Origin of the sequence: Stieleria mannarensis (assembly GCF_014154935.1) — a bacterium.
Classification (GTDB): Bacteria; Planctomycetota; Planctomycetia; order Pirellulales; family Pirellulaceae; genus Stieleria; species Stieleria mannarensis.
Genome location: NZ_JACEHH010000034.1, coordinates 1 through 20,508, shown reverse-complemented (window position 1 = coordinate 20,508; position 20,508 = coordinate 1). Strand labels below are relative to the sequence as shown.

Here is a 20,508-nt window from a genome sequence, read left to right as displayed (position 1 = left end):
GAATCGGGTTTGAGAAATCGTGCCGACGGAAAGCCCCAAGGATAATCAAACCCATCGGCGGAATCGGGGCCTCGGTGTGATTGGCCAGATGGGCGTCGCGATCGCACGCGAAAAATGTGCGTTTCATCCCAAAAACGTTCGATTCCAGCACGCTTGGCATCCGTCGTGTGGCATCCGTCGTGCCGGCGGCGACAAAAAACGACCGCAAGAGCGATTGTGAACGAATCGCCGCGCGGGCCGAAACCCTTTGCGAGTTCCGTTGGTCGTCCTCGAAATGATCACGGTTCACTGCCGCGGTCGTCGGCGATCACCCGCTGCCCATTTGTGACATAGTGTTCCCCTGGACAATGAAAACCGCCCACTCACGACAGACTGATAGATCCAGATGGCAACGATCATCAGCGAATCATCGAATCGATCGGCAATCGCGTTGCAACCGGACGACCCGCGGCCCGTCAACGACTGGCCGATGATCCGAATCGTATTGGAAATACAGCACCTCTCGATCGTGGCAATCGTTTTCGTCTGCGCGCTTGCAGGGCTTGAAGACCTGGGCCTTTTCGAACTCGGCTTGGAATCGAGCGGGCTGGCATCCAAGTCGACTGTCGCAGGGTTAGCAACCATCTTAGCAACGGTGCTATTGACCCCCTATTTCATGGAGCGATTCCGTGAACACCGCTTCGAACCGGTAGACGCGGCTCCCGACGCGCTGGTTCGGCATCGCGAGGACAACCGTGCCGCCCTCCGCAAAGCGGAGTTTTCGAAAGTCGGGAATTTCCGCGTGCGCGGCTTAGCCCTGCCAACTCACTCAATGGTGTTCCTTGGTTGCCAGCGGATGGTGATCGCCGAATTGGTCATGTATGGACCAAACGCAGCGATCGAATTGGTGTCGATCACGGAATCCGGACGCATCATTGTGACCGCTTCGGTCGCAGCGAAACGACGCGAACCGGCCGAACGCTCGTTGCCTGGGATTGTCGTGACGAAAGCGGCAGAACCCTCGCTCGAAAAACTGCTTGACATTCATCTGAAAAAAGCAGCCGATGCGGCCGAACAAACGGATTCGTTGCTCGTCGAACTGGGCGAGGGGGACGTGATCGACGTTTTAAACTATTACAACCGCGCCCATCACCAAATGCAGGTCACGAGCGGAAAGCGGAGCGACGAAGTGGGACCGATGACCTACGGCCGATTTCGATTTCCGCTGGGAATCGTTTCGCAGCCTGAGACTTGTCGGCAGGTTATTTGACGCTGACGCCTTCGATTCGAAAGACGGCCATGTGCGTGGCACCGCGCGGGCCTTTGCCGCCGGGGTACTTGTAGGTTTCCGGATCGAGGACAAACTTGCCTTCGACCGTCACCGGGCGGGTGGTGAAGTCCGCGGTGTTGCCGTCGACCATCACGACGAACACGCAATCGTAAAGCGCCGCACCGGGGCCGAAACAGCATTCCTGGTTGTCACGCACCAACACAAACTGCTTGAACCCTTCGTTTTGGTAGGTGCTGCTGGGCAGGATGTAACCGCGCAGTTTGACGTTCTTGCCGTTGATCATCTTCAACCGCTTGGTCCACATCGATTCGTCGAACGCGCCGTCTTTCTCGATGTCAAACTTCAAGTCATCGAAATTGATTTCGCCCTTGGCCAATTGGGCTTCGGTGCTGAGACGGAGTTCGACTTTTTTCCGCCCCGACGGGTCTTGACCGGTGGCGGAGGCACTCGGCAGCGACACAGCGATCAGGAGAGCAACAGGCAGAAGGGTTGCGGTGGCGGGGACGCGGAAATGGTGCATGTCGACTCGCTTGCGAGGCTCATTGGGGGTGCGATCGCTTAATTCACTCTTGTCCCTTTTAACCGGTAGAACACCGCGTTGTCAAAATCAGCTTGTTTTTTAGGGACTCGGTTGAGTGAGAATTTGCCGGCCAATTTACGCCGCGTCATACCGCCTTCGATCGTTTGGCCGCCGGTCAACGTGACTTCGACCATCTCGCTGCTTTTGGGTTGCCCGCCGAAACAGCAGGTCCCCAAATCGCCGACCAAGACGAATTGTCGCAGCATGCCGCCGCCGCTGGACGGATGGATGTAGCCCTTGATGAACACGTCTTTGCCGTCGATCTCAAACGCCGTTTCGGTGGGCCGGTCCGGTTCGGCGTCGAACTTCAATTTGTAGAACGGCACGCGAACGTGTCCCGGCGGGACTTCGGTCAGGTACACGTAGGTGTGCATGCCGATGCCGCCGATCAACAACAACGCGTTGGCGGCCACGGCAAATTTTGCCAATCCCAGGCCGCTGAACTCGTTGGGATAGCGGCGGATCGAACGGACCGACAACAACGCAAACAAGACGCCCAGGATCGCCAGGGAAAGCAACGCCTCAAACGGCGGGATCAGACCCAAGAGCGCGACGACAAACAGCAAGGTCGACGTGATCGCGCTGCGGCTGAGCGCCCGATAGGGAAAGTCCACCTCATCGGCGGACGACGACATTTGAAGATCAGTAGCCATCGATGGGTTGCGGCAAGTTGGTTGGGAACGAACGGGTGGGAGAGACTTCCCGCCTGTCGCCGGAGTTGCACGCGAGCCAGTCACGCACACGGCGGGACGCTCACGCCACCTTGACCCCGGTCGCGGGGCCACCGGTCAAGACCAGGAACAGGGCCAAGACGATCGTCGCCAAGGCGACCGTGATTACGTATCCCAGGTCCCAAGGGTTCGCTTGCTGGGCCAGGATTGCCTGATTGCCCAGAGTGTCGCCCCCCGCCGATTCGCCCCTCATTCCAGCAGGAACCATGCCGACCGGCCCCCCGGAAACGGGGCCAACCGCGGCAAACCGCGTCCCTCGCTTGATCGATTTGACAGCCGGAACCAACTGTGACGTCGCTTCCTCGGACGGCTTCGCTCGCACCGGGACGGGAATCGGGAAGAAGGTTTTGGCCCGGCGGACCGCTTCGGGATCGATCTTTTCCAATTCCTCGATCGCCGCCGCGGCTTCGGGCAGTGGACAGGCGCGCATGTAGTTGATGACCGGCACCCGCAGCCAGTTCTTGTCTTTCTCGGCTTCCTTGAACAGCGTCTTCAGACGCTCGATCTGACTCCAATCGTTCCATTTGGCCAAGTCCGGAATCACCATGTCGGCCAATTCGCTGCGGTCGAGAATCTTGTGCAGCGATTCAACGAGCGCGCTTCGTGGGATCACTCCGCCGTCGGTGCCGTGGAAGCGGATCGCCATGATCGCGGCATAGCTTTGCGGGAACGGCGCTTTGTGATTGTCGATAAATAACTCGTCGATCAGCGGCAGTCCCGATTCGCCGGCCAAGGTCAAATAGCAGGCGATCAACGCGTCCAAACCACCGGTGACACTCTTGGCCGGATTGCGAAGCATTTCTTCCAGCATCGGCAAATCGTCCTTGCTGCCACAGACGCCGAGCATCGTGAAGTACAACCGTTTGCGGTCGGCACCGATTTCGGGCTGTTTGACCCAATGAATCAACTGATCGCGATCCATCTCGGGACCGATCTGTTGGATGATGTCGTAGGGCGTCGATGCGAATTCGTCGTAGGCGTCGCGTGAAATCAACGCTTCTTCGTCTTCCAAGTAGTGGCGAAAGAAACGCAGTCGCTTGACCGGGTCATCTTCGATCTGACTCGCTTTGACGATGTACTCCTCGGCACGCTCGCTGACCGGCAGACAGGACCACTGCAGGTTGGGCGGGTCGACGCCGGAGAGCAAGAAACGCCGCCCGACTTCGACCTTGCCGTAATAAATCGCGTCGACTTCCTGGCCGACTTTGACGTGCTCGGATCCCTTGATCACTTTTTCGATCTTCATCTTCACCACGCCGGTGGTCAGATTTCGCGTCGTTTCGCCGTCCAGGCTCGATGCGATCACGACCGCGTCCATGGTCAACGATTGCTGGCGGATGGTTTGCTGGACCGATTCGCAGAACGGACACGCCGTCGCGGCCGACCACGGGGCCGCGACCAATCCCAGCAACAACAATGCGGCGGCCGGAAACCTCGGAACCGAAAAAGTTTTGCGAATCGTCAATCTTCCGCTGACCGACAAAAGGAACGCTTCAATGTGATGCTGCAGACGGCGGGGCAGGCGTGGGGAGGGGCGCATTCGGATCGGGTGGGTTGGAGTGGAGCAATGCGGCATGGCTGGGACTTCGATGCTGGCAGTTCAATAATAGGTGCTAAATACCCCCGGTGAGAAGCCTCAAATCGTTTCTCCAGGAAATCCCGGCACGATCGACTCAACCCATCCAGCCATCTTTGCCGATACGACCGAAGATCCGGGCTTTCCGCCCAGGAGCCGGTTGTCCAACGCACCCGTAAGTTTTGGGCGTCGGCGGACACTTTTGAAACGACCAATCAACCGAGCCGATCCGTGACGCCTTGTTCAGCGCGTCGCACACCGGCCGACAAGGGGGGAGAGCAGGAATGCTTCGTCAGTTGATCATCGCCGCCGTTTTGGTGGCATCGGCCTTCACTCTGGCCGGCGACGCGTCGGCCGACCAGCGCGCGTTCGGCCAAGCTTGGGGCGGCAGCGCCAGCACGCGCGACTGGAACCGATTCTATCACTATCCCTACGTGTATTACCCCCAGAATTTCTGGGGCCAGGAATACTATCGTAGCGCCGATAGCATGTACCACCGTTATCCGCCGGAGATGCGAATCCCGGTCTACAACAAAAAGTGGCACAACTATTACCCCAGCAGCCGCCGCTACCATAGCGGCCACCACTTCATCCTGGACGTGTTTTAACGGGATCGCGCCAATCCCAGGATCACACGAATCCGACGTAGCGACGCTCGCCAGAGCGTGGAAACCGCCGGTGATCCACCTTCTGGCGAAGGTAGCTACGTTTGACAGGCTGGAAGCCCATCCCACGGCCGAGGCCTGTCAGCCAAAATCGCGGCGAATTCCGTTATCCTGGATTTGATGGCCAACAGCACCAAGATTCGTCCATTCAGTCGTCTGATCGACAAAGCCGGTGCGCCGTTCTGGGTGATCGGCCCGGACGGATGTTTGGTCTTTCTTTCCGCGGCGGTCGGCGATTGGCTGACCGTCGAACCGGAATCGCTGATCGGCCGACGTTGTGTCGCCGGATCCAGCATCACCGACGACCCGTTGGACTTCTTGGCCGCGTCGCTGGCGCCGCCGCCGGGGTTCGCCAACAACGGAACGGCATCGCTGTTGGTCCAGCCCACCTTTCGCGGTGCAAAAGCGCGGCGGATCGCGGCCATGGACACACGGTTCGTGCGTCTGGGGCCTGCCGACGAAGCCGTCACACTGGCCGTGGCGGGCAGCTTCAACGACCACCTTGCCGACCCCGTCATCGACGCCGCGGTGGTGCTGCGTCGGGAACTCGATCGCTGGCGTCGGCATCACGAATCGATCGCCCAAGGAGTGCTGGTCGGATCGTCCCGCACGGCCCAACGGCTTCAAAAACAAACGCGATTGGCCGGTTCGGTCCGTAGCGATCTGCTGATCCTGTCCCCGCCGGGCTGCCTGGCCGAATCCCTGGCCGTCTCGTTGCACCAAAGCTCGGCGGCCGGAGAACCCCATGCCACGATCGACGGTCCGCTGATGGATCCCGAATTGCTGGACGCGAGTCTTGCCGCTGCCATCGCCCACTTGGCCGATTCCGAAACGGCAAAGGCGTCCGCGATCGTCAAAGACCTCGATCAGATGCCGCTGGAGGCTCAACTGCGGCTGGGGGAACATCTACGCCAATTCGATCCACGCCTGCGGCTGATCGCGATCGCAGACCACGATGCTGAAATCGCCGGCGACGCTGCCGCGGAACCGAATCCCGATCTCGACTACGCCCTCGACCAATCGCTGCCGGTCGGAATTGCGGCGCCGCTGGCCGACCAACTCTGTGGACTGACCATTCGCCTGGCCCCGCTTTGCGATCGAGTCGCCGATCTGCCGATGATCGCCACCGCCATGCTGGATCGACGGCGGGCCGGGGGCGACGGCGTCGCGGATCGATTCTCCCGCGCCGCGCTCGATGCGATCGTGATCTATCCCTGGCCGGACAACTTTCGCGAACTGGACCAGGCCATTCGACACGCGACACGGGCTTGTCCCGCGCAAGTCATCGGGCTGGAACATCTGCCGCTTGCGATCCGATCCTACCGGCCCAACGAAACCGTGCCGAAGCAACAGCAAGCGATCGATCTGGACCAGGCCGTGGCCGAGTTCGAAGCGGATCTGATTCGCGAGGCCTTGGAAACGAGCGACGGCAATCGGGCCGAAGCGGCGCGGCGGTTGAATATCTCGCGTGCCCGCTTGCTGCGGAAGCTGGAATCGATCGGCGAAGGAGATCAACCGTGAAACACCCCCACGGTGCCGCGTTGACGATCCCCACCGTTCCCTTGTGGGTCTGCGAGTCGGGCCGCCGATGGGGCGACGCGGCAAAGCGGTTTGTCGGACCATTTCAGCACCATCCGACGCCCGATTCGACCGACCGTGCCGAGTCGGGCGAGCGGATGTTCCACGTCCAATCACTCGATGCCGCGGGAATACGCGCCCAGCTATCCGCCCACCGAGACTTGGTCATTCTCTGGGAAGTCGCCACCGAGAATGCGCCGGCGATCGCGCTGCACATCGCTCAGATCGGCGTCGCCCGCCCCGACGTGTTGCAGTTGGCTGCGATCGACGATCTCAGCCGGCTTCAATCGAGGCGTTTGGCCCTGCGGATGATGGAACTCGGCGCGGCAGCCGTGTTGCATGATCCCCTCGATCTGGCCGTTTATGCAAAACTCGTCCACAGACGCTTCGCTAGAACGAGGCGGTTGGTCAAAAAATGAGTTGGTCAAAAAATGTATTTGCGTGAACCTCGCGTCGCGAACAGCCACCCCATTTTTTGACCACCCCATTTCTTAACCAAAATCACCCCGTCGCCAGCATCCCCATCCAATTTCAAAAATTCGCCATTTCGGCTCAACTTGACGATTGATCTTGCCGCAGCTCCGCTAGACCCCTATCTGTAGGGCACGATGGGTGGCGCGGATGCCGCCCTCGAAACCCCAATCAGGATGATTCGAGCGGTGTGGGATCGGAGAAAAGGACGTCGTTTCAGTGGCTTGGGTATCGCCTTTGCGATACTCGCGGTCGCTGGATGCAATCAAAACCCGTACATGGCCGGGCCGACCACCTATCCGCCCACCTCCGTCGGCCCGTCGATCTCGCAGCAAGGCATCAATCCGAACGACTCACGCTTGGCCGAACTGACTCGAAGGGTTCAGTTGCTTGACGACAACAATCGCCAATTGCACACGCAACTGGCGCAAAGTGAACAGCAGGCCCAGGTCTATCGCGAGGAACTCGACCTCGTTCGCAAACAGCTTGCCGACACCAACCAGAAGCTGGAAACCGCATCGATCGCCGCACGCGAGGCAGAAAACAAGGTCCGTGGATTCCAAGCGTCGACGCAGATGCGTGGCGGGGCGTCGATCCAGCCCAACACCAACCTCAGCCGACTCGCCTCGCAACTGAACCTCGGCGGGTTACCCGTTCGGCAGGATGGCGATCGGATTCGGATCGCCATCCCCAGCGACCAGCTGTTCACCCCGGGCACGGCCCAGTTGATTCAGCAATCCACGCAGGTGCTTGACCCGGTCGCGGCGCAATTGCGCAGTCTGTTCCCACGTCAACGGATCGGGATCGAAGGCTACACCGACAACGCCCAAGCGATGGCCGGCGGCGCCGCGGCCAGCCACCAACTCGCCTCGGCACAGGCCTCGGCCGTCCTGGACATGCTGACCCGTCGAGCCGGCATGCCGCTGGGACAGTTCTTTATCGTCGCCCAAGGTGCCAACCGTCCCCTGCAACCCAACGCCTCGGCCGCCGGACGCGCAGCCAACCGACGCATCGAACTGGTCATCTACCCCGAAACGTTTTAATCAAGTTTCAAGTTGGAACCTGGAATTTGAAACTCCCAACTCCCAACTCCCAACTCCCAACTCCCAACTCCCAACTCCCAACTCCCAACTCCCAACTCCCAACTCCCAACTCCCAACTCCCAACTCCCAACTCCCAACTCCCAACTCCCGCTACTCCGGCGGCAGATCGGCGGAGATGTCGAATCGACGCCAGCACCAGGCGGTCACCATCATCGCACCGACCGCCAACGTCCAAGTGGCTGCGACGGCGCCGGTGACGTAAACGGGAACCGACAACGGAGCGCTAAATAGGGATTGGCAGATCGACACCCAGACCAACAACGCGCCGACCGCCGCGGCGATCAACGTCGCCTTGCCCAGAAACATCACGTTGGCTCGCACCACCATTGCGAACCCCTGGGCGTGTTCGTGGTGCGGGTAGGCCAGGAACAATGCGTTTTCGGTTGCAAAGGTGAATACCGCCAGCGCCGACAACATGCCGCCCCAGCCGATCAGTTGGGGCCAACCGGGGCCACAGACTGATGCGGCGATCCCCAGCGTGGTCCATTGAAACGTCACGGTGATCAAGATCGGCAAGGTTAACTGCCCCAGCACCGCCTGGATCGGCCGCAGCGGCAAGGACCGCAGCAACAACATCCGTTTCAGATCGCGTCGAAAGTCTAACCGCAGCGCCGGCGGAGCGAGCAGCATCGTGCACAGCGCGATCCCGGCGATAACAAACGCCCATTGATTCCCCATCCGGCCGGTCAACAGTGGTGACAGACAGAGCAGCGTCGGGACCAGGAAACTGAACAGGATTGTTCCGTAGTAGCGGCGGATCGAAAGTGCTTGTCGCCAAACCAACGCGACCGAGTCACGCATCCGCTGCGGCAGGATGCTTTCGATGCGATCGGCCAACCGATCTTCGGTCAGCTCGCCGGCACGCCCTGCTTGGTCAGTCGAAGGCCCATGAAAGTCACCCGAGCGCAACCGTGCTTTCTCGCGATCAAGGATTGCCGCTGCGGCCCAACCGTCGACGCGAACAAGTGTGAAGATTGCAAACGGCACCAGCATCACCGACGCCAACATCTGCACCGCCGTGTGGCTGGTGATCTCGACGGTTGTCGCCAACAAGGCGGCCGGACGCCAGCCGATCGCCAGCCATTGAATGGCGTCACTCGATGCGACGCCTCCGATCGCGCGAAAACTGTTCAACACGTAAACCCCCGGCTGCGACCCGCTGGGCGTGATCGCGGCCAATTGTCCGAAGAACTGCAGAATCGCCGCAAACGCGATCACCGAGAGCGCCACACGAGCCCCGACCAGGTGACGGCGTGACAGTCCGCTGACCAGACGCTGCCAAATCATTCGCACCGTTTCCAGCAGGACCAGTGCGGCAAACACACCGGTCGCCAGCAGGCCCGCATGTTGCACGTCCGGCGCCAATGCAACGACCAGGAAGAACGTCTTCAACAGCGCGGAGAAGAACACCGTGTTGACCTTGTACGCCGCCACCGTCGACCGTTTCAGCGGGGCGCCGCCGAGCCACAGTTTTTCCGCATCGGTGTATTCCATGTCGACCTGCTTTTCCGTCCACACGCAACGCACCGCGTGATAGATCAGGTACAGCACCATGCCGCCGGACAGCCACAGCCGCAGCGATTCGGGATCCGCGGTCCGCCGAGACGCCAAGATCAAGAAGCCGTTCAAGACGTAGACGCACAGAAAGATCACGGCGATCGCCGACGCCACAATCCGCCGTGGCGAACGCATGCGGTCGGCGGCACGCCGGAATCGAAACAGGCTGCGTCGCAACGTCAGCCAGCTCAGGTGTTTGTGGGGAGACGACATGGGAATCAAACGGCCATCGCGGCGGTCGCTTCAAAGTAGGCTTGTTCAAGAGATTGGGCGCCGGGGAATTCCGCACGCAGCTGGTCGACGTCACCGAAGTACTGCAGTTTGCCGTGCTGCATGACGATCAGATGCGTGCAGACATCTTGGATCATCGCCAGCAGGTGACTGGAAATGATGATCGTCGCGCCCGCGGCGGCTCGCTGTTTGATCGATTCCAATAGCCGGCGAATCCCCGGCGGATCCAGCCCCGTCATCGGTTCGTCCAACAACAACACGGCGGGGTCATACAGATACGCGCAGCAAATCGCCAGCTTTTGTCGCATGCCCCGCGACAGCGTCGTCGCGCCGTTGTTGATCTTGTCGCCCAGCTGAAAGTAGTCGAGCAACTCGGCCGCTTTGGTGCGATGGTTCGGCACGTCGTAAATCCGCCCGATGAACTCCAGGTGTTGCGCAACGGTCAAGTCGTCAAACAACGGCGGGTCATCGGGGACATAGGCCAGTCGCCGTTTCAGTTCCATCAGCGTCTTCGGGTCACCGCCGGACAGGTCACAGCCCGCAACACAAAGGCTGCCGTCGGTCGCAGGGATTAATCCGGCCAGACAACGCATCGTGGTGGTTTTCCCGGCCCCGTTGGGCCCCACCAAACCGCCAATGTTTCCGGGTTCGAGCGAAAAAGAAACCCCGTCGACGGCCAAATGATCTTCGTACAGTTTGCGGAGCTCGTGGCAGCGGAGCATCGGGTTTTGCAGTTTTTAAGGGGCGTGGGCATACAGGCTGCTGAAAGGTTAGGTTACGCTTGGGCGATGTGTCGGCTGAGATCGACCAAGCCGACTTCCAGGAGCTTTTGGAATTGCACGCAGCGGAAATCGATCGCGAGTACTTGAATCACTGGTGCCAGACCCTCGGGATCCGAACCGAACTGGACACCGCCATCGCCCGGTTTGAATCCCAATGACCAATCCCTATCGCGCCCCGGTCGAGACTCCAAACGTGGGTGATGAGGCGGACGCCGCGGCGGAGTTCCTTGTGACGGCACGACAACTGCGATTTGCGGAGTCAAAATTTTTGCTCTATCGATGCGGCGGGCGTTTGACGTTGGCATCCTTTGTGATGATCGCACTGTCGCTTTTGGTTGCGGTTGACGCGTCTTCGTTACCCCTGCCGACCGGAACAATGGTGCAACTCCCGGTTCCCTTGGTATTGCGTGAACTCGCGGTGATGGGGCTGGCGACGGTCGTCTACCTGAGTTTGATCCTGTCGGTGCGCAAGACCGTCAGGGCAGAACTCACCGCACACGGCTTCGTGGATGGTGCGGGACTCTCGGTCGTCGTCAAAGATCGCGTGCTCGGCTGGTCCGGCCCCCAAGGCTTGTTTTCGGTGCCCTTGAATCAAACTCGTCCGATACGAACGCGAAAAGGGATGATCGTGGTGGTCGATCGAGACCTGTTTCTGTTTATTCCCAAAGAGGCCGCATTTGCCGGCGGCCGCTATCAAGACTTCGCGCGAGCCCTCGTCGCATGATGCAGTAGAGGCTTTCAGCCGGTCGTCCAAACATTGACCGCCCCCGCGAAAAAAAGGGGACGGGGGTTGATTCCCGGGAATCAACCCCCGTCCCCTTTGTGCGTGACCCGCGCGAAGCGGACGCAGACGTGCTACGCCACGATCATCCCGATCACTCCCGCAACGGCGACGTAATATAAAAACACCAGCGCGGTGATCCGAATGATGTCGCCTTCGCGGCCGACCAGTCCCACGACGGCGCAGGCGGCAACAACGTTGTGAACGCAAATCGTGTTGCCCGCCGCGCCGCCGACCGCTTGCAACGCGACGACCCAAATCGGATCGGCAGCGATGTTTTGGCCGACTTGAAATTGGAACAGCGAAAACATCATGTTGCTGATCGTGTTGCTGCCGGCGACGAACGCCCCCAGCCCGCCGACCAGTGGCGACAACAACGGCCACGCTCCTCCGACCAGCGACGACACCCCGCCGGCCAGGACCTTGGGCATCGAATCATACCCCGCCTCACCACCGCTGCTGTTGATAAACAGTTGAACCATTGGGACCGCAAAGACCAACGCCAGTGATGCCGAAACGACCATCCGCAGCGATCGCGTCGTCGCATCGACCACCGCGTGTTTGCTCATCCGGTGCAGCGGAATCGTCAGCAAGCAAACCAGCACAAACAGGGCGCCCGGCAGATACAGCGGCGCAACGGGCTTGACGCTGATCGCCGATCCGAAAAGGTTCGCCGTCAGCGACGAATCGGTAGGAATCGTGACCGATTTGAGCCACTGGCCGAGCGGAATCCACGGCAAGCGTGTCAGCACCAGCAACACTGCGATCATCAAATACGGCACCCACGCCCGCAGGATGGACAGGCCATGTCCGGCGTCCTTCAGTCGAATGTCGACATCGCCGTTCCAATTGGCCGGCCAGTTGGACGCCTCGGGAAACTCCCACGCCGGCTCGCGTGGCAACAGCCAGCCCCGTCGGGCCATTGGAACCGTCAACGACAATCCCACCAACGCCCCGATCAGCGACGGGAACTCCGGCCCCAACGTGTTGGCGATGATCGTCGACGGGACCGTCATCGAGAGTGACGCAAACAACGCAAACGGCCAAATGCGAACCCCTTCACGCCACGAACGGTTGGCCCCGAAAAAGCGTGTCATCACGATCACCACAAACAAGGGGATCAACGTCCCGCAAATCATGTGGACCAGCGCCACGCGTCCACCGACCAACGGCAACAACGTGGACCAAATGTCCTCACCGGCGGCGAGTTCGCCTCGGGCATAGGCGACGACCGATTCGCTGCCGCTAAGCCCATTCTTGACGCCGATCAAGATCGGTGTTCCCACCGCGCCAAACGACACCGGCGTGCACTGGATCAGCATTCCACTGACGACCGCCGATTTGGCCGGAAATCCCAGCCCGACCAACAGCGGCACGCAGACCGCCGCGGGAGTCCCAAAGCCGGCGCTACCTTCGATGAATGATCCGAACAGCCAGGCGATCAAGATGACTTGCACCCGACGATCCGGGGTGATGTCCGTAAATCCCCGCCGGATCACCGCCAGCCCGCCGCTTTCACTGAGCGTGTTGAGCAGCAAGATCGCACCGAAAATGATGAACAACAACTGCGCGGTGACCACCAATCCGTTGACCGACGCCGCGGCAATCGTCGCCGTGTCCAACTTCCAAACAAAGTATGCCAGCACCACGACACTGACATACGCAATCGGCATCGCCCGAGAAGCCGGCATCCGCATGGCGACCAGCAACACCGCAACGACAAGAATCGGCGTGAACGCGAGCAGCGGGGCGATGGTTTCCATGGTGTGATCCCTAGTGTGTGTGCGAAAGCTATCTGCACCTGACCCGCGGAGAGCGTACTCGCTTACATGCGTGATGGCTCCCTTCTCCCCCGGCTTTGCGGGGGAGAAGGGCTGGGGATGAGGGGGCAGGCAGCGAGAATTGACTTGAGACCGCACTCACCGTGCACCTCACCGAAGCCCCTCACCCCCGGCCCCTCTCCCCGAAACGGGGCGAGGGGAGCCCGACTGATAAAGACTGGTACGTGCAGAGAAAACGGTGAACGACCACGGGTAGAATCATCGATACTTCTTCGCTCATCACTTACCAACGACTGGTACCACGATCCCCTACCGACTCTTCTCATCGGCCAAAAACCGAAACAACTCCGCCCCCAGTTTTTCCACCAGCTCGCGATTCGTCTCCGCCAGATCCTTTGACTCGGTCGGATCGCTGTCCAGGTCATACAACTGCCACGGCGTACCGAACGGCTTGCCGGAAGGTTTTTCGCGTCCGCCGGAGCCGTCGCTGAACACCAACTTCCATTTCCCGTCGCGGATCGCGAAGGTGCCGTTGACGCTATGGTTGACCACGGGGGCGCGGCGAAACTGGTCCGGCTTGTCGTGCAGCAGCGGCGCGATACTGAAACTGTCCGGTGCGGCCTGATCGGCCGGCGGCAACTTGGTCCCCGCTAACTCCGCCGCGGTGGCGAACAAGTCGGCATGACAGATCGGTTGATCGCACTGCGATCCGGCTTTGATCGTGCCTGTCCAACGGGCAAAGAAGGGGACGCGATGACCGCCTTCCCAAATGTCCGCCTTCGTCCCCCGCCAAGGCCCGTTGGCCTTGTGGTTGCCTTCATAGTACGCCTGGATCGATTCGTCGCTGACATGATCCACCTGGCCGGCATCACTTTGCCGCCTCATGAACGATCCGTTGTCGCTGGTGTAAATCACCAACGTGTTTTTGGCGAGTCCCGCTTCATCGATCGCCGCCATCACTTGTCCGACCGTCCAATCGACCTGGGTGACGAAATCACCGTAAGGACCGAGCTTCGTCTTTCCGGCAAAACGCCCATGCGGCAAAACCGGCTTGTGGGGTGCGGTCAGCGGGAAATACAGAAAGAACGGTTCGTCTTGATCGGCGCGCGAGCGGATGTGCTGGGAAGCTTTTGCGGTCAGTTGGTCCAAACAATCGACGATCGAAAAGTCCGAGCCGAGTTCTCCTTTTCTTAGATACGCCGGGAACGGTCGGGCCGGCTGCACGCGGTCGGGTTTGCCGGTGATCTGGTGACCGTCGATGTAAACGTAGGGCGGAAAATCGAGCGAGGCGGGAATGACCAGTGACTGGGTGAATCCCGCATCGACGGGCGAATAGCTCAGCGGCTGTGTCCAATCCCATTGTCCGCTCGCGTCTTTCTGAAACCCGAGGCCGAGATGCCACTTGCCGATCACCGCGGTGTGATAACCGTGTTGTTTCAGATGCGACGCGACGGTCGGACGGTCGGTTTCGATCAAGGGCGTTCCGTAACCGTTCAGCACGCCACGTTTTAACTTGCTTCGCCAACAATAACGGCCGGTCAGCGTCGCATAGCGCGTCGGAGTGCACACGGCCGACGGCGAGTGGGCGTCGGTAAACGTCATGCCCTCGGCCGCCAATCGATCCAAATTCGGCGTGGGGATCTGGGACTCGGGATTCAGGGCTTGGACATCGCCATATCCCATGTCATCGGCCAGGATAAAGACGATGTTGGGGCGATCGGAGGCCTGGGCGGAAACCGCGAAAAACAGACAGCACAGTAGGAGATAGCGTTTCATGGATGTCGTCGGGGCATGGAGTCGTCAGTGGGGCTGACACGCATCATAACCGGATCCGAAAGAGAAAAAGGGACGGGGGTTGAAACGCCATCAGGCGATGACGAACCCGCGCCCCCCGCCAGCCGCTTCATCCCGCGCAACCGCCATTGCCGGATTTCCCTCATCGTGCTCCTGCTTGCTGTGAAATTCGGCAGCCCGCGATCGGCTGACTTAGGTTTCCAGTATCGAAATCCGCGCCGCCGTAGGTGCGGAGCGTCACTAGGAGCCCGAATCCGACGATTCATCCTGCGATGGCGAGACGCCACAATTGCCCGTAAAACCACCCATCCGAGTCTTCGACTTTTATCCGCTCGAAGATCGCATCCTGCTCAGCGCCGACGGTCCGGACACACTTGATGCCGGGGCGAACGCTGACGTTGCGTACCTCGATGCGCTGATCGAACTGATCGCGACCGAGGATCAGCCGCAGGGAGACGGGCATGCCTTCGATGGATTGCCTGACCGGGCACCGGAGGACGGAAACCTCGACACGTCCGCTCAAGGCGAACTGGCGACCGACGCTGCGGCCCCGTCACCGCTGGATCCGGAGCGTCCGATCGAAGTCGTCTTCGTGGACGCCGGAGTCGAAAATGCCGCCACACTGATCGACGGCTTGCGTGGGGACGCCGACCAGACGACACAGTGGTTGGTCATCGAACTTTCCGGCGACGAGGACGGAATCGACCAGATCAGCCGCTCCTTGGCCGGTCTTTCCGGTGTCGACGCGGTTCATCTGGTCAGCCACGGCGACGGGCGGGGGCTGCGGCTCGGCGATTCGCGATTGGACATCGACACGGCAGACGGCTACTCCCAGAGAATCGCCTCCTGGGCCGGAGCTCTGGATGCCGATGCGGATTTGCTGATCTATGGATGTGACCTAGCCAGTTCGACGGACGGTCGCGCACTGATCGACACGCTTGCCGCTTGGTGCGATTGCGACGTCGCCGCCAGTGAGGACGCCACCGGTCACGAGACTCTCGGTGGCGATTGGGATTTTGAGTACAGCATCGGAACGATTCAGACAGAGGTGGCGTTTTCTCTCGTCGCACGATCCGCCTGGGAAGGGACCCTGGCGACCTACACCGTGACCAACACCAACGATTCCGGTGCCGGTTCGCTGCGTCAAGCGATCCTCGACGCGAACGCCAACGCGGGGCTGGATACGATTGACTTCAACATCACCGGCACGGGCACCCATCTGATCACGCCGGCCACGATGCTGCCGTTGATCACCGATGCGGTCAACATCGATGCGACGACCGACGACAGTTTTGCCGCCAATTCCAACCGACCGGCGATCATCATCGACGGCAGCAGTGCCGGGGTCGGGGATGACGGATTTCGTCTTTCGGCCACCGCCGACGGCAGCACGATCCGCGGATTTGTGATCACCGCCTGGGACGGCCATGGGATCGAGATCCAGTCCGGTTCGGACAACAACGTGATTGTGGGCAATTACATCGGGCGTTTGGCCGCCGATGGGACCGATGCCGGTGCGGGGAAGGAAAATGGCAGCGACGGGATTGCCGTCCAAGGAAACAACACCACAATCGGTGGATCGACCGCCGCCGATCGCAACGTGATCTCCGGCAACGGCGACGAAGGCATCGACATCGACCCGGGCGTCACCGGCACCGTCATCCAAGGCAACTACATCGGAACGGACGCGACCGGCACGGTCGCGATCGGCAACGGACAAGCCGGGGTCGGCAACTGGGGCGGGATCTTGGCCGGCGGTGACGACACGACGATCGGCGGAACGAATGCCGGCGAAGGAAATCTGATCTCGGGGAACAATTCCTGGGGCATCATCGCCGAGGGAACCAACATCACCATCCAGGGTAACCTGATCGGAACCGAAGCCGATGGCACCTCGCTGCTGGGCAATTCCGGCCACGGGATCGCCGTGTCGGATTTTGCCGGCGGCACGGGCATCCTGATCGGGGGAACCGCGGCCGGGGCCGGAAACGTGATCGCCGGCAACGGGCTCGATGGCGTTTCAGTCACCGGGGCGTCTGAAGCCGCCATCCTCGGAAATTCGATCCACGACAATACGGGCCTGGGCATCGACCTGGGCGACGACGGGACCAGCAGCAACGACGTCAACGATGCGGATACCGGGGCCAACGACCTACAAAACTTCCCGGTCCTGACTTCGGTTCAAATGACCTCCAGCACCGACGTCAACATCGTCGGTTCAATTAACGCCCTGGCCAACAGCTACTACCGTATCGAATTCTTTGCCAGTGCCACGGGTGACGGAACCGGGTACGGCGAAGGAAAACGCTACTTGGGCTACTTGAACGTGACGACCGACGGCTCGGGGAATGCCACGATCAATACGACGCTGACTGCCAACGTGCTTGATGGCGAGATCGTCAGCGCGACCGCAACCGAAACCAATGTCAGCTTTGACAGCTTCGCGGTCACGTCGGAGTTCGCCCAAACTGTCACGGTCACCAACACCGCGCCGGTCGCCAGCGATGACGTCTATTCCACCAGCGTCAACACGACGTTGGTCGTCGGCCCGACCACGAACAACCTGGCCAACTGGTGGCAATTCGATGAGGGTAGCGGACAGACCACCGTCGATTCGGGATCGGTGGGCAACGACGCCACCCTTGGTGCAACGGCCGCCGCGGACACGGACGATCCGACCTGGACGACCGGCTACGTCGGTTCCGGTGCGCTGACCTTCGACGGATCGACCGACTACGTCGCGACCACCAGCACCGTGGCCCAGTCGGCCAACAGTTTCACCCTGTCCGCCTGGTTCCAAACCACAACGACCTCGGGACAACAGCACATCCTTTGGCAGGGTTATAGCGGAGGCAATGGATACGGATCGGCACCGGGAACATCGGCCGAAGCGGAGATGGGGCTGACCATCGGGACTTACAATCAATCCGACAAAATCGTCTTTTTCCTGGGTTATGACGTGCCGGCCAATGGAGCCGACCCGATCTACATTGTCTCGAATTCTAACTTCACCGACACCACGAATTTCCATCACGCCGCGGTGACGGTGACCGATTTGGGAGGCGGTGTGTTCAGCGCCTCGTTGTATGTCGATGGCGTGTTGGAGGGGACCGACACGGGAATTCAAAACGATCGTTCCGCTTGGGGGAACCTGCAAATCGGAAAGCCCGGTGCAGCGACACGCTATTTCAGCGGCCAGATTGATGACGTTCGCATCTATGACACCGCCCTTTCGGCCGGAGAAGTTCAAGACCTCGCACACGCCGGCGTCTTGCAGAATGACTCCGACGTGGACAGTCGCCCCCTCAGTGTCAACACGACTGTCGTCACCGGTCCCAGCAACGGGACCCTCAGCATCAACGCCGACGGATCATTCTCCTACACGCCCAACCTGAACTTCAACGGCATCGATTCGTTCACCTACCAGGCCAACGACGGCAGCCTGGATTCCAACGTCGCCACCGTCACCATCACGATCAATGATGACCCGGTGATTGCCACAACCGGTGGCGCGACCGCGTTCACGGAAAATACCGCTCCGGCATTGATCGACAGCGGCTTCACCGCAACGGATCCCTACAGTACCGATTTTGATACCGGCACGTTGACGGTTTCGGTCTCCGCAGGAAGCACCGCGAATGATCAGTTGTTGGTCGTCGATGGCGGATCGGTGACGGTTGTCGGAAACACGATCCGCCACGCAGGCATCGACGTCGGGACGTGGGTCGGTGGTACCGCGGGGTCGGATCTGGTGATCACCTTCAACGCAAACAGCACCCCCGCGATTGTTCAAGCCATCGGCCGGCAAATCGCCTACTTCAACGCGTCGGACAATCCTTCGACGGCCCCACGTACCGTTGACTTTGTTTTGACCGATGGTGACAGCGGAACCAGCAACGCCGCACAGAAAACCATCAATGTCGCCGCCGCCAACGACGCACCCGACATCGCCGCTTGGTTTGACAGCGATTGGGGCTATCGAAAAGAGATCCTGGTCAGTGCGGGCCAAGTCACTGAGGATCTGGTCGGATTCCCCCTCTTGGTCCATTTAGGTACCGATGCCGATCTGGCGGCATTCGCCCAAGCCGACGCCGATGACATTCTGTTTACCGCCGGCGACGGGACGACCAAGTTGGCCCATGAAGTCGAATTGTTTACTTCCGCAACCGGCGAATTATTCGCTTGGGTCAAAACAGACCTGTCGGCCTCCCAAGACTCGCGTCTGTATCTGTACTACGGCAACGCCGCGGCCACCAACCAGCAAGACGTCGTCAACGTCTGGAACAGCGGATTCCAAGGTGTCTGGCACTTGAACGATTCACCGGACGGAACGCCAGGCGAGATCAACGACAGTACCGCCAACAACAACGACGGGACAACCGAAGGAACGATGGATGCTTCGGATCTGGTGACCGCCAAAATCGGCGGCGGGCTCGATTTCGACGAAGTGGACGACCTGATCCGCATCAACGATAGTGCCAGCCTGGACAGCACGGCGTCGACGGCGACGATCGAAGTGTGGGTCAATTGGGACAACGTCGCCGACGGCGATCACCAGATCCTGATGACGTCCAGCAACCGATTCACGACCGGTTCCAAAGATGGTTATGAATGGGCATCCAATGGAAGCGGCGATCACTTCTATTATCCCGAAGGCGGCACCGATCCGAACTACGTTTTGGGGTCGAGCCCGTACACCAACGGAGTCTGGCATCACGTTGCACTGACCCAAGACTTCGCCAGCAAAGAGGTCGAGATCTACGTCGATGGCGTGGCGATGTCGTTCACTTCGGACACGCTGGCGACGACCTGGACGATACTCGCCGACCCGGCCGACTGGCTGTGGGGCGGCAATCCGGATCGTGCAACGCGGTACTTCGACGGAATGATGGATGAAATCCGCGTGTCGAATCTCGTTCGTTCACAGGATTGGATCCAAGCGTCCTTCGCCAGCCAAGATAACCCGAGTGCGTTCTTCTCGCTCGGCTCGGCGGAAACGGAAAACCTGACGCTGAGCGACATCAACGAAGACGATTTGAATCCGGTCGGTGACACCGTTGCAGCCATCGTCGCGTCGGCCGGTGGGGATCGAATCACCGATGCCGACAGCGGTGCGGTCGAAGGGATCGCGGTGATCGGCGTGGACGACACGAATGGGACTTGGCAATACGACGCGGGAGGCGGCTGGACGAATTTCGGTTCGGTCAGCAATAGCAGTGCGGTGTTGTTAGACGGTTCGGCAAAGATCCGATTTGTCCCCGCTGCGGATTATTCCGGTCCCTCGGGAGACATCACCTTCCGGGCCTGGGACACGAGCGACGGCAACCCCAGCGGAACTGCCGCAGTCGACGTGTCCACCAATGGAGGCTCGACCGCCTACGGCAGCACGACCGATTCGGCGAATTTGAACGTGCTGGCGGTCAACGACTCGCCAGTCGAAGCGTCGATCGAAGGCACAACGCTGGCCTACACTGAAAACGATGGCGCTGTCGCGATCACGTCTACGCTGACCCTGAGTGACGTCGACGACACAGATTTGGAATCGGCCGTCGTTCAGATCAGCGGCAACTACGCAAACGGCCAGGACGTGCTGACGTTCGTCGATCAA

Annotated in this window: 15 protein-coding genes; 8 read left to right on the top strand and 7 right to left on the bottom strand. The window is 60.3% G+C overall.

Features of this window, described 5'->3' with window-relative positions:
• Positions 1-385: 385 nt before the first annotated feature.
• Positions 386-1,249, top strand: a complete 864-nt coding sequence (locus H1B37_RS21575; protein ID WP_182868743.1) for a hypothetical protein — start codon at positions 386-388, stop codon at positions 1,247-1,249.
• Here H1B37_RS21575 and H1B37_RS21570 read toward each other — a convergent pair.
• From H1B37_RS21570 to H1B37_RS21560, 3 genes are all read right to left on the bottom strand, one after another.
• On the bottom strand, positions 1,242-1,790 hold the full coding sequence (locus H1B37_RS21570; protein WP_182868742.1) for a DUF3299 domain-containing protein: 549 nt from the start codon (positions 1,788-1,790) through the stop codon (positions 1,242-1,244). The genes H1B37_RS21575 and H1B37_RS21570 overlap by 8 nt on opposite strands.
• Positions 1,791-1,828: 38 nt before the next feature.
• On the bottom strand, positions 1,829-2,503 hold the full coding sequence (locus H1B37_RS21565; protein WP_182868741.1) for a DUF3299 domain-containing protein: 675 nt from the start codon (positions 2,501-2,503) through the stop codon (positions 1,829-1,831).
• Positions 2,504-2,603: 100 nt separating this feature from the next.
• Positions 2,604-4,046: a hypothetical protein gene (locus H1B37_RS21560; protein ID WP_286178004.1), complete on the bottom strand. Its 1,443-nt coding sequence runs from the start codon at positions 4,044-4,046 to the stop codon at positions 2,604-2,606.
• A 395-nt stretch (positions 4,047-4,441) separates the two neighbouring features.
• Here H1B37_RS21560 and H1B37_RS21555 point away from each other — a divergent pair, with 395 nt between their 5' ends.
• The 4 genes from H1B37_RS21555 to H1B37_RS21540 all read left to right on the top strand — a co-directional run bounded on the left by H1B37_RS21555 (position 4,442) and on the right by H1B37_RS21540 (position 7,914).
• A complete protein-coding gene (locus tag H1B37_RS21555; RefSeq protein ID WP_145391325.1) occupies positions 4,442-4,765 on the top strand; it encodes a calmodulin-binding protein in 324 nt (107 codons plus the stop codon).
• 177 nt (positions 4,766-4,942) lie between these two features.
• Complete coding sequence (locus tag H1B37_RS21550) at positions 4,943-6,343, top strand: AAA-type ATPase lid domain-containing protein (RefSeq protein WP_182868740.1); 1,401 nt, start codon at positions 4,943-4,945, stop codon at positions 6,341-6,343.
• The gene (locus H1B37_RS21545; RefSeq protein ID WP_182868739.1) at positions 6,340-6,819 is read left to right on the top strand and encodes a hypothetical protein; all 480 of its coding nucleotides are present in this window, start codon (positions 6,340-6,342) and stop codon (positions 6,817-6,819) included. The genes H1B37_RS21550 and H1B37_RS21545 overlap by 4 nt, the downstream gene beginning before the upstream one ends.
• A 330-nt stretch (positions 6,820-7,149) precedes the next feature.
• On the top strand, positions 7,150-7,914 hold the full coding sequence (locus tag H1B37_RS21540; protein WP_286178003.1) for an OmpA family protein: 765 nt from the start codon (positions 7,150-7,152) through the stop codon (positions 7,912-7,914).
• Positions 7,915-8,064: 150 nt separating this feature from the next.
• On the opposite strand, the gene H1B37_RS21535 is transcribed toward H1B37_RS21540, so the two are convergent.
• Positions 8,065-9,744 carry a hypothetical protein gene (locus tag H1B37_RS21535; protein WP_182868737.1) on the bottom strand — a complete coding sequence of 560 codons (1,680 nt, stop codon included), beginning with the start codon at positions 9,742-9,744 and terminating at the stop codon, positions 8,065-8,067.
• Positions 9,745-9,749: 5 nt separating this feature from the next.
• Positions 9,750-10,484: an ABC transporter ATP-binding protein gene (locus H1B37_RS21530; RefSeq protein WP_182868736.1), complete on the bottom strand. Its 735-nt coding sequence runs from the start codon at positions 10,482-10,484 to the stop codon at positions 9,750-9,752.
• A gap of 59 nt (positions 10,485-10,543) precedes the next feature.
• On the opposite strand from H1B37_RS21530, the gene H1B37_RS33420 reads away from it, so the two are divergent.
• On the top strand, positions 10,544-10,702 hold the full coding sequence (locus tag H1B37_RS33420; RefSeq protein ID WP_220498310.1) for a hypothetical protein: 159 nt from the start codon (positions 10,544-10,546) through the stop codon (positions 10,700-10,702).
• A complete protein-coding gene (locus H1B37_RS21520) occupies positions 10,699-11,268 on the top strand; it encodes a hypothetical protein (RefSeq protein ID WP_182868734.1) in 570 nt (189 codons plus the stop codon). The genes H1B37_RS33420 and H1B37_RS21520 overlap by 4 nt, the downstream gene beginning before the upstream one ends.
• 131 nt (positions 11,269-11,399) lie before the next feature.
• On the opposite strand, the gene H1B37_RS21515 is transcribed toward H1B37_RS21520, so the two are convergent.
• Both H1B37_RS21515 and H1B37_RS21510 read right to left on the bottom strand, forming a co-directional pair.
• A complete protein-coding gene (locus tag H1B37_RS21515; protein ID WP_182868733.1) occupies positions 11,400-13,088 on the bottom strand; it encodes an L-lactate permease in 1,689 nt (562 codons plus the stop codon).
• A gap of 327 nt (positions 13,089-13,415) precedes the next feature.
• A complete protein-coding gene (locus H1B37_RS21510; RefSeq protein WP_220498309.1) occupies positions 13,416-14,882 on the bottom strand; it encodes a sulfatase family protein in 1,467 nt (488 codons plus the stop codon).
• A gap of 307 nt (positions 14,883-15,189) precedes the next feature.
• On the opposite strand from H1B37_RS21510, the gene H1B37_RS21505 reads away from it, so the two are divergent.
• Positions 15,190-20,508: DUF2341 domain-containing protein (locus H1B37_RS21505; RefSeq protein ID WP_182868732.1), on the top strand; the 5,319-nt coding region annotated here is incomplete at its 3' end.

Coding starts and splice junctions, on each gene's coding strand:
- H1B37_RS21575 (WP_182868743.1), top strand. CDS start 386: ATGGCAACGATCATCAGCGAATCATCGAATCGATCGGCAATCGCGTTG.
- H1B37_RS21570 (WP_182868742.1), bottom strand. CDS start 1,790: ATGCACCATTTCCGCGTCCCCGCCACCGCAACCCTTCTGCCTGTTGCT.
- H1B37_RS21565 (WP_182868741.1), bottom strand. CDS start 2,503: ATGGCTACTGATCTTCAAATGTCGTCGTCCGCCGATGAGGTGGACTTT.
- H1B37_RS21555 (WP_145391325.1), top strand. CDS start 4,442: ATGCTTCGTCAGTTGATCATCGCCGCCGTTTTGGTGGCATCGGCCTTC.
- H1B37_RS21550 (WP_182868740.1), top strand. CDS start 4,943: ATGGCCAACAGCACCAAGATTCGTCCATTCAGTCGTCTGATCGACAAA.
- H1B37_RS21540 (WP_286178003.1), top strand. CDS start 7,150: ATGGCCGGGCCGACCACCTATCCGCCCACCTCCGTCGGCCCGTCGATC.
- H1B37_RS21535 (WP_182868737.1), bottom strand. CDS start 9,744: ATGTCGTCTCCCCACAAACACCTGAGCTGGCTGACGTTGCGACGCAGC.
- H1B37_RS21530 (WP_182868736.1), bottom strand. CDS start 10,484: ATGCTCCGCTGCCACGAGCTCCGCAAACTGTACGAAGATCATTTGGCC.
- H1B37_RS21520 (WP_182868734.1), top strand. CDS start 10,699: ATGACCAATCCCTATCGCGCCCCGGTCGAGACTCCAAACGTGGGTGAT.
- H1B37_RS21515 (WP_182868733.1), bottom strand. CDS start 13,088: ATGGAAACCATCGCCCCGCTGCTCGCGTTCACGCCGATTCTTGTCGTT.
- H1B37_RS21510 (WP_220498309.1), bottom strand. CDS start 14,882: ATGAAACGCTATCTCCTACTGTGCTGTCTGTTTTTCGCGGTTTCCGCC.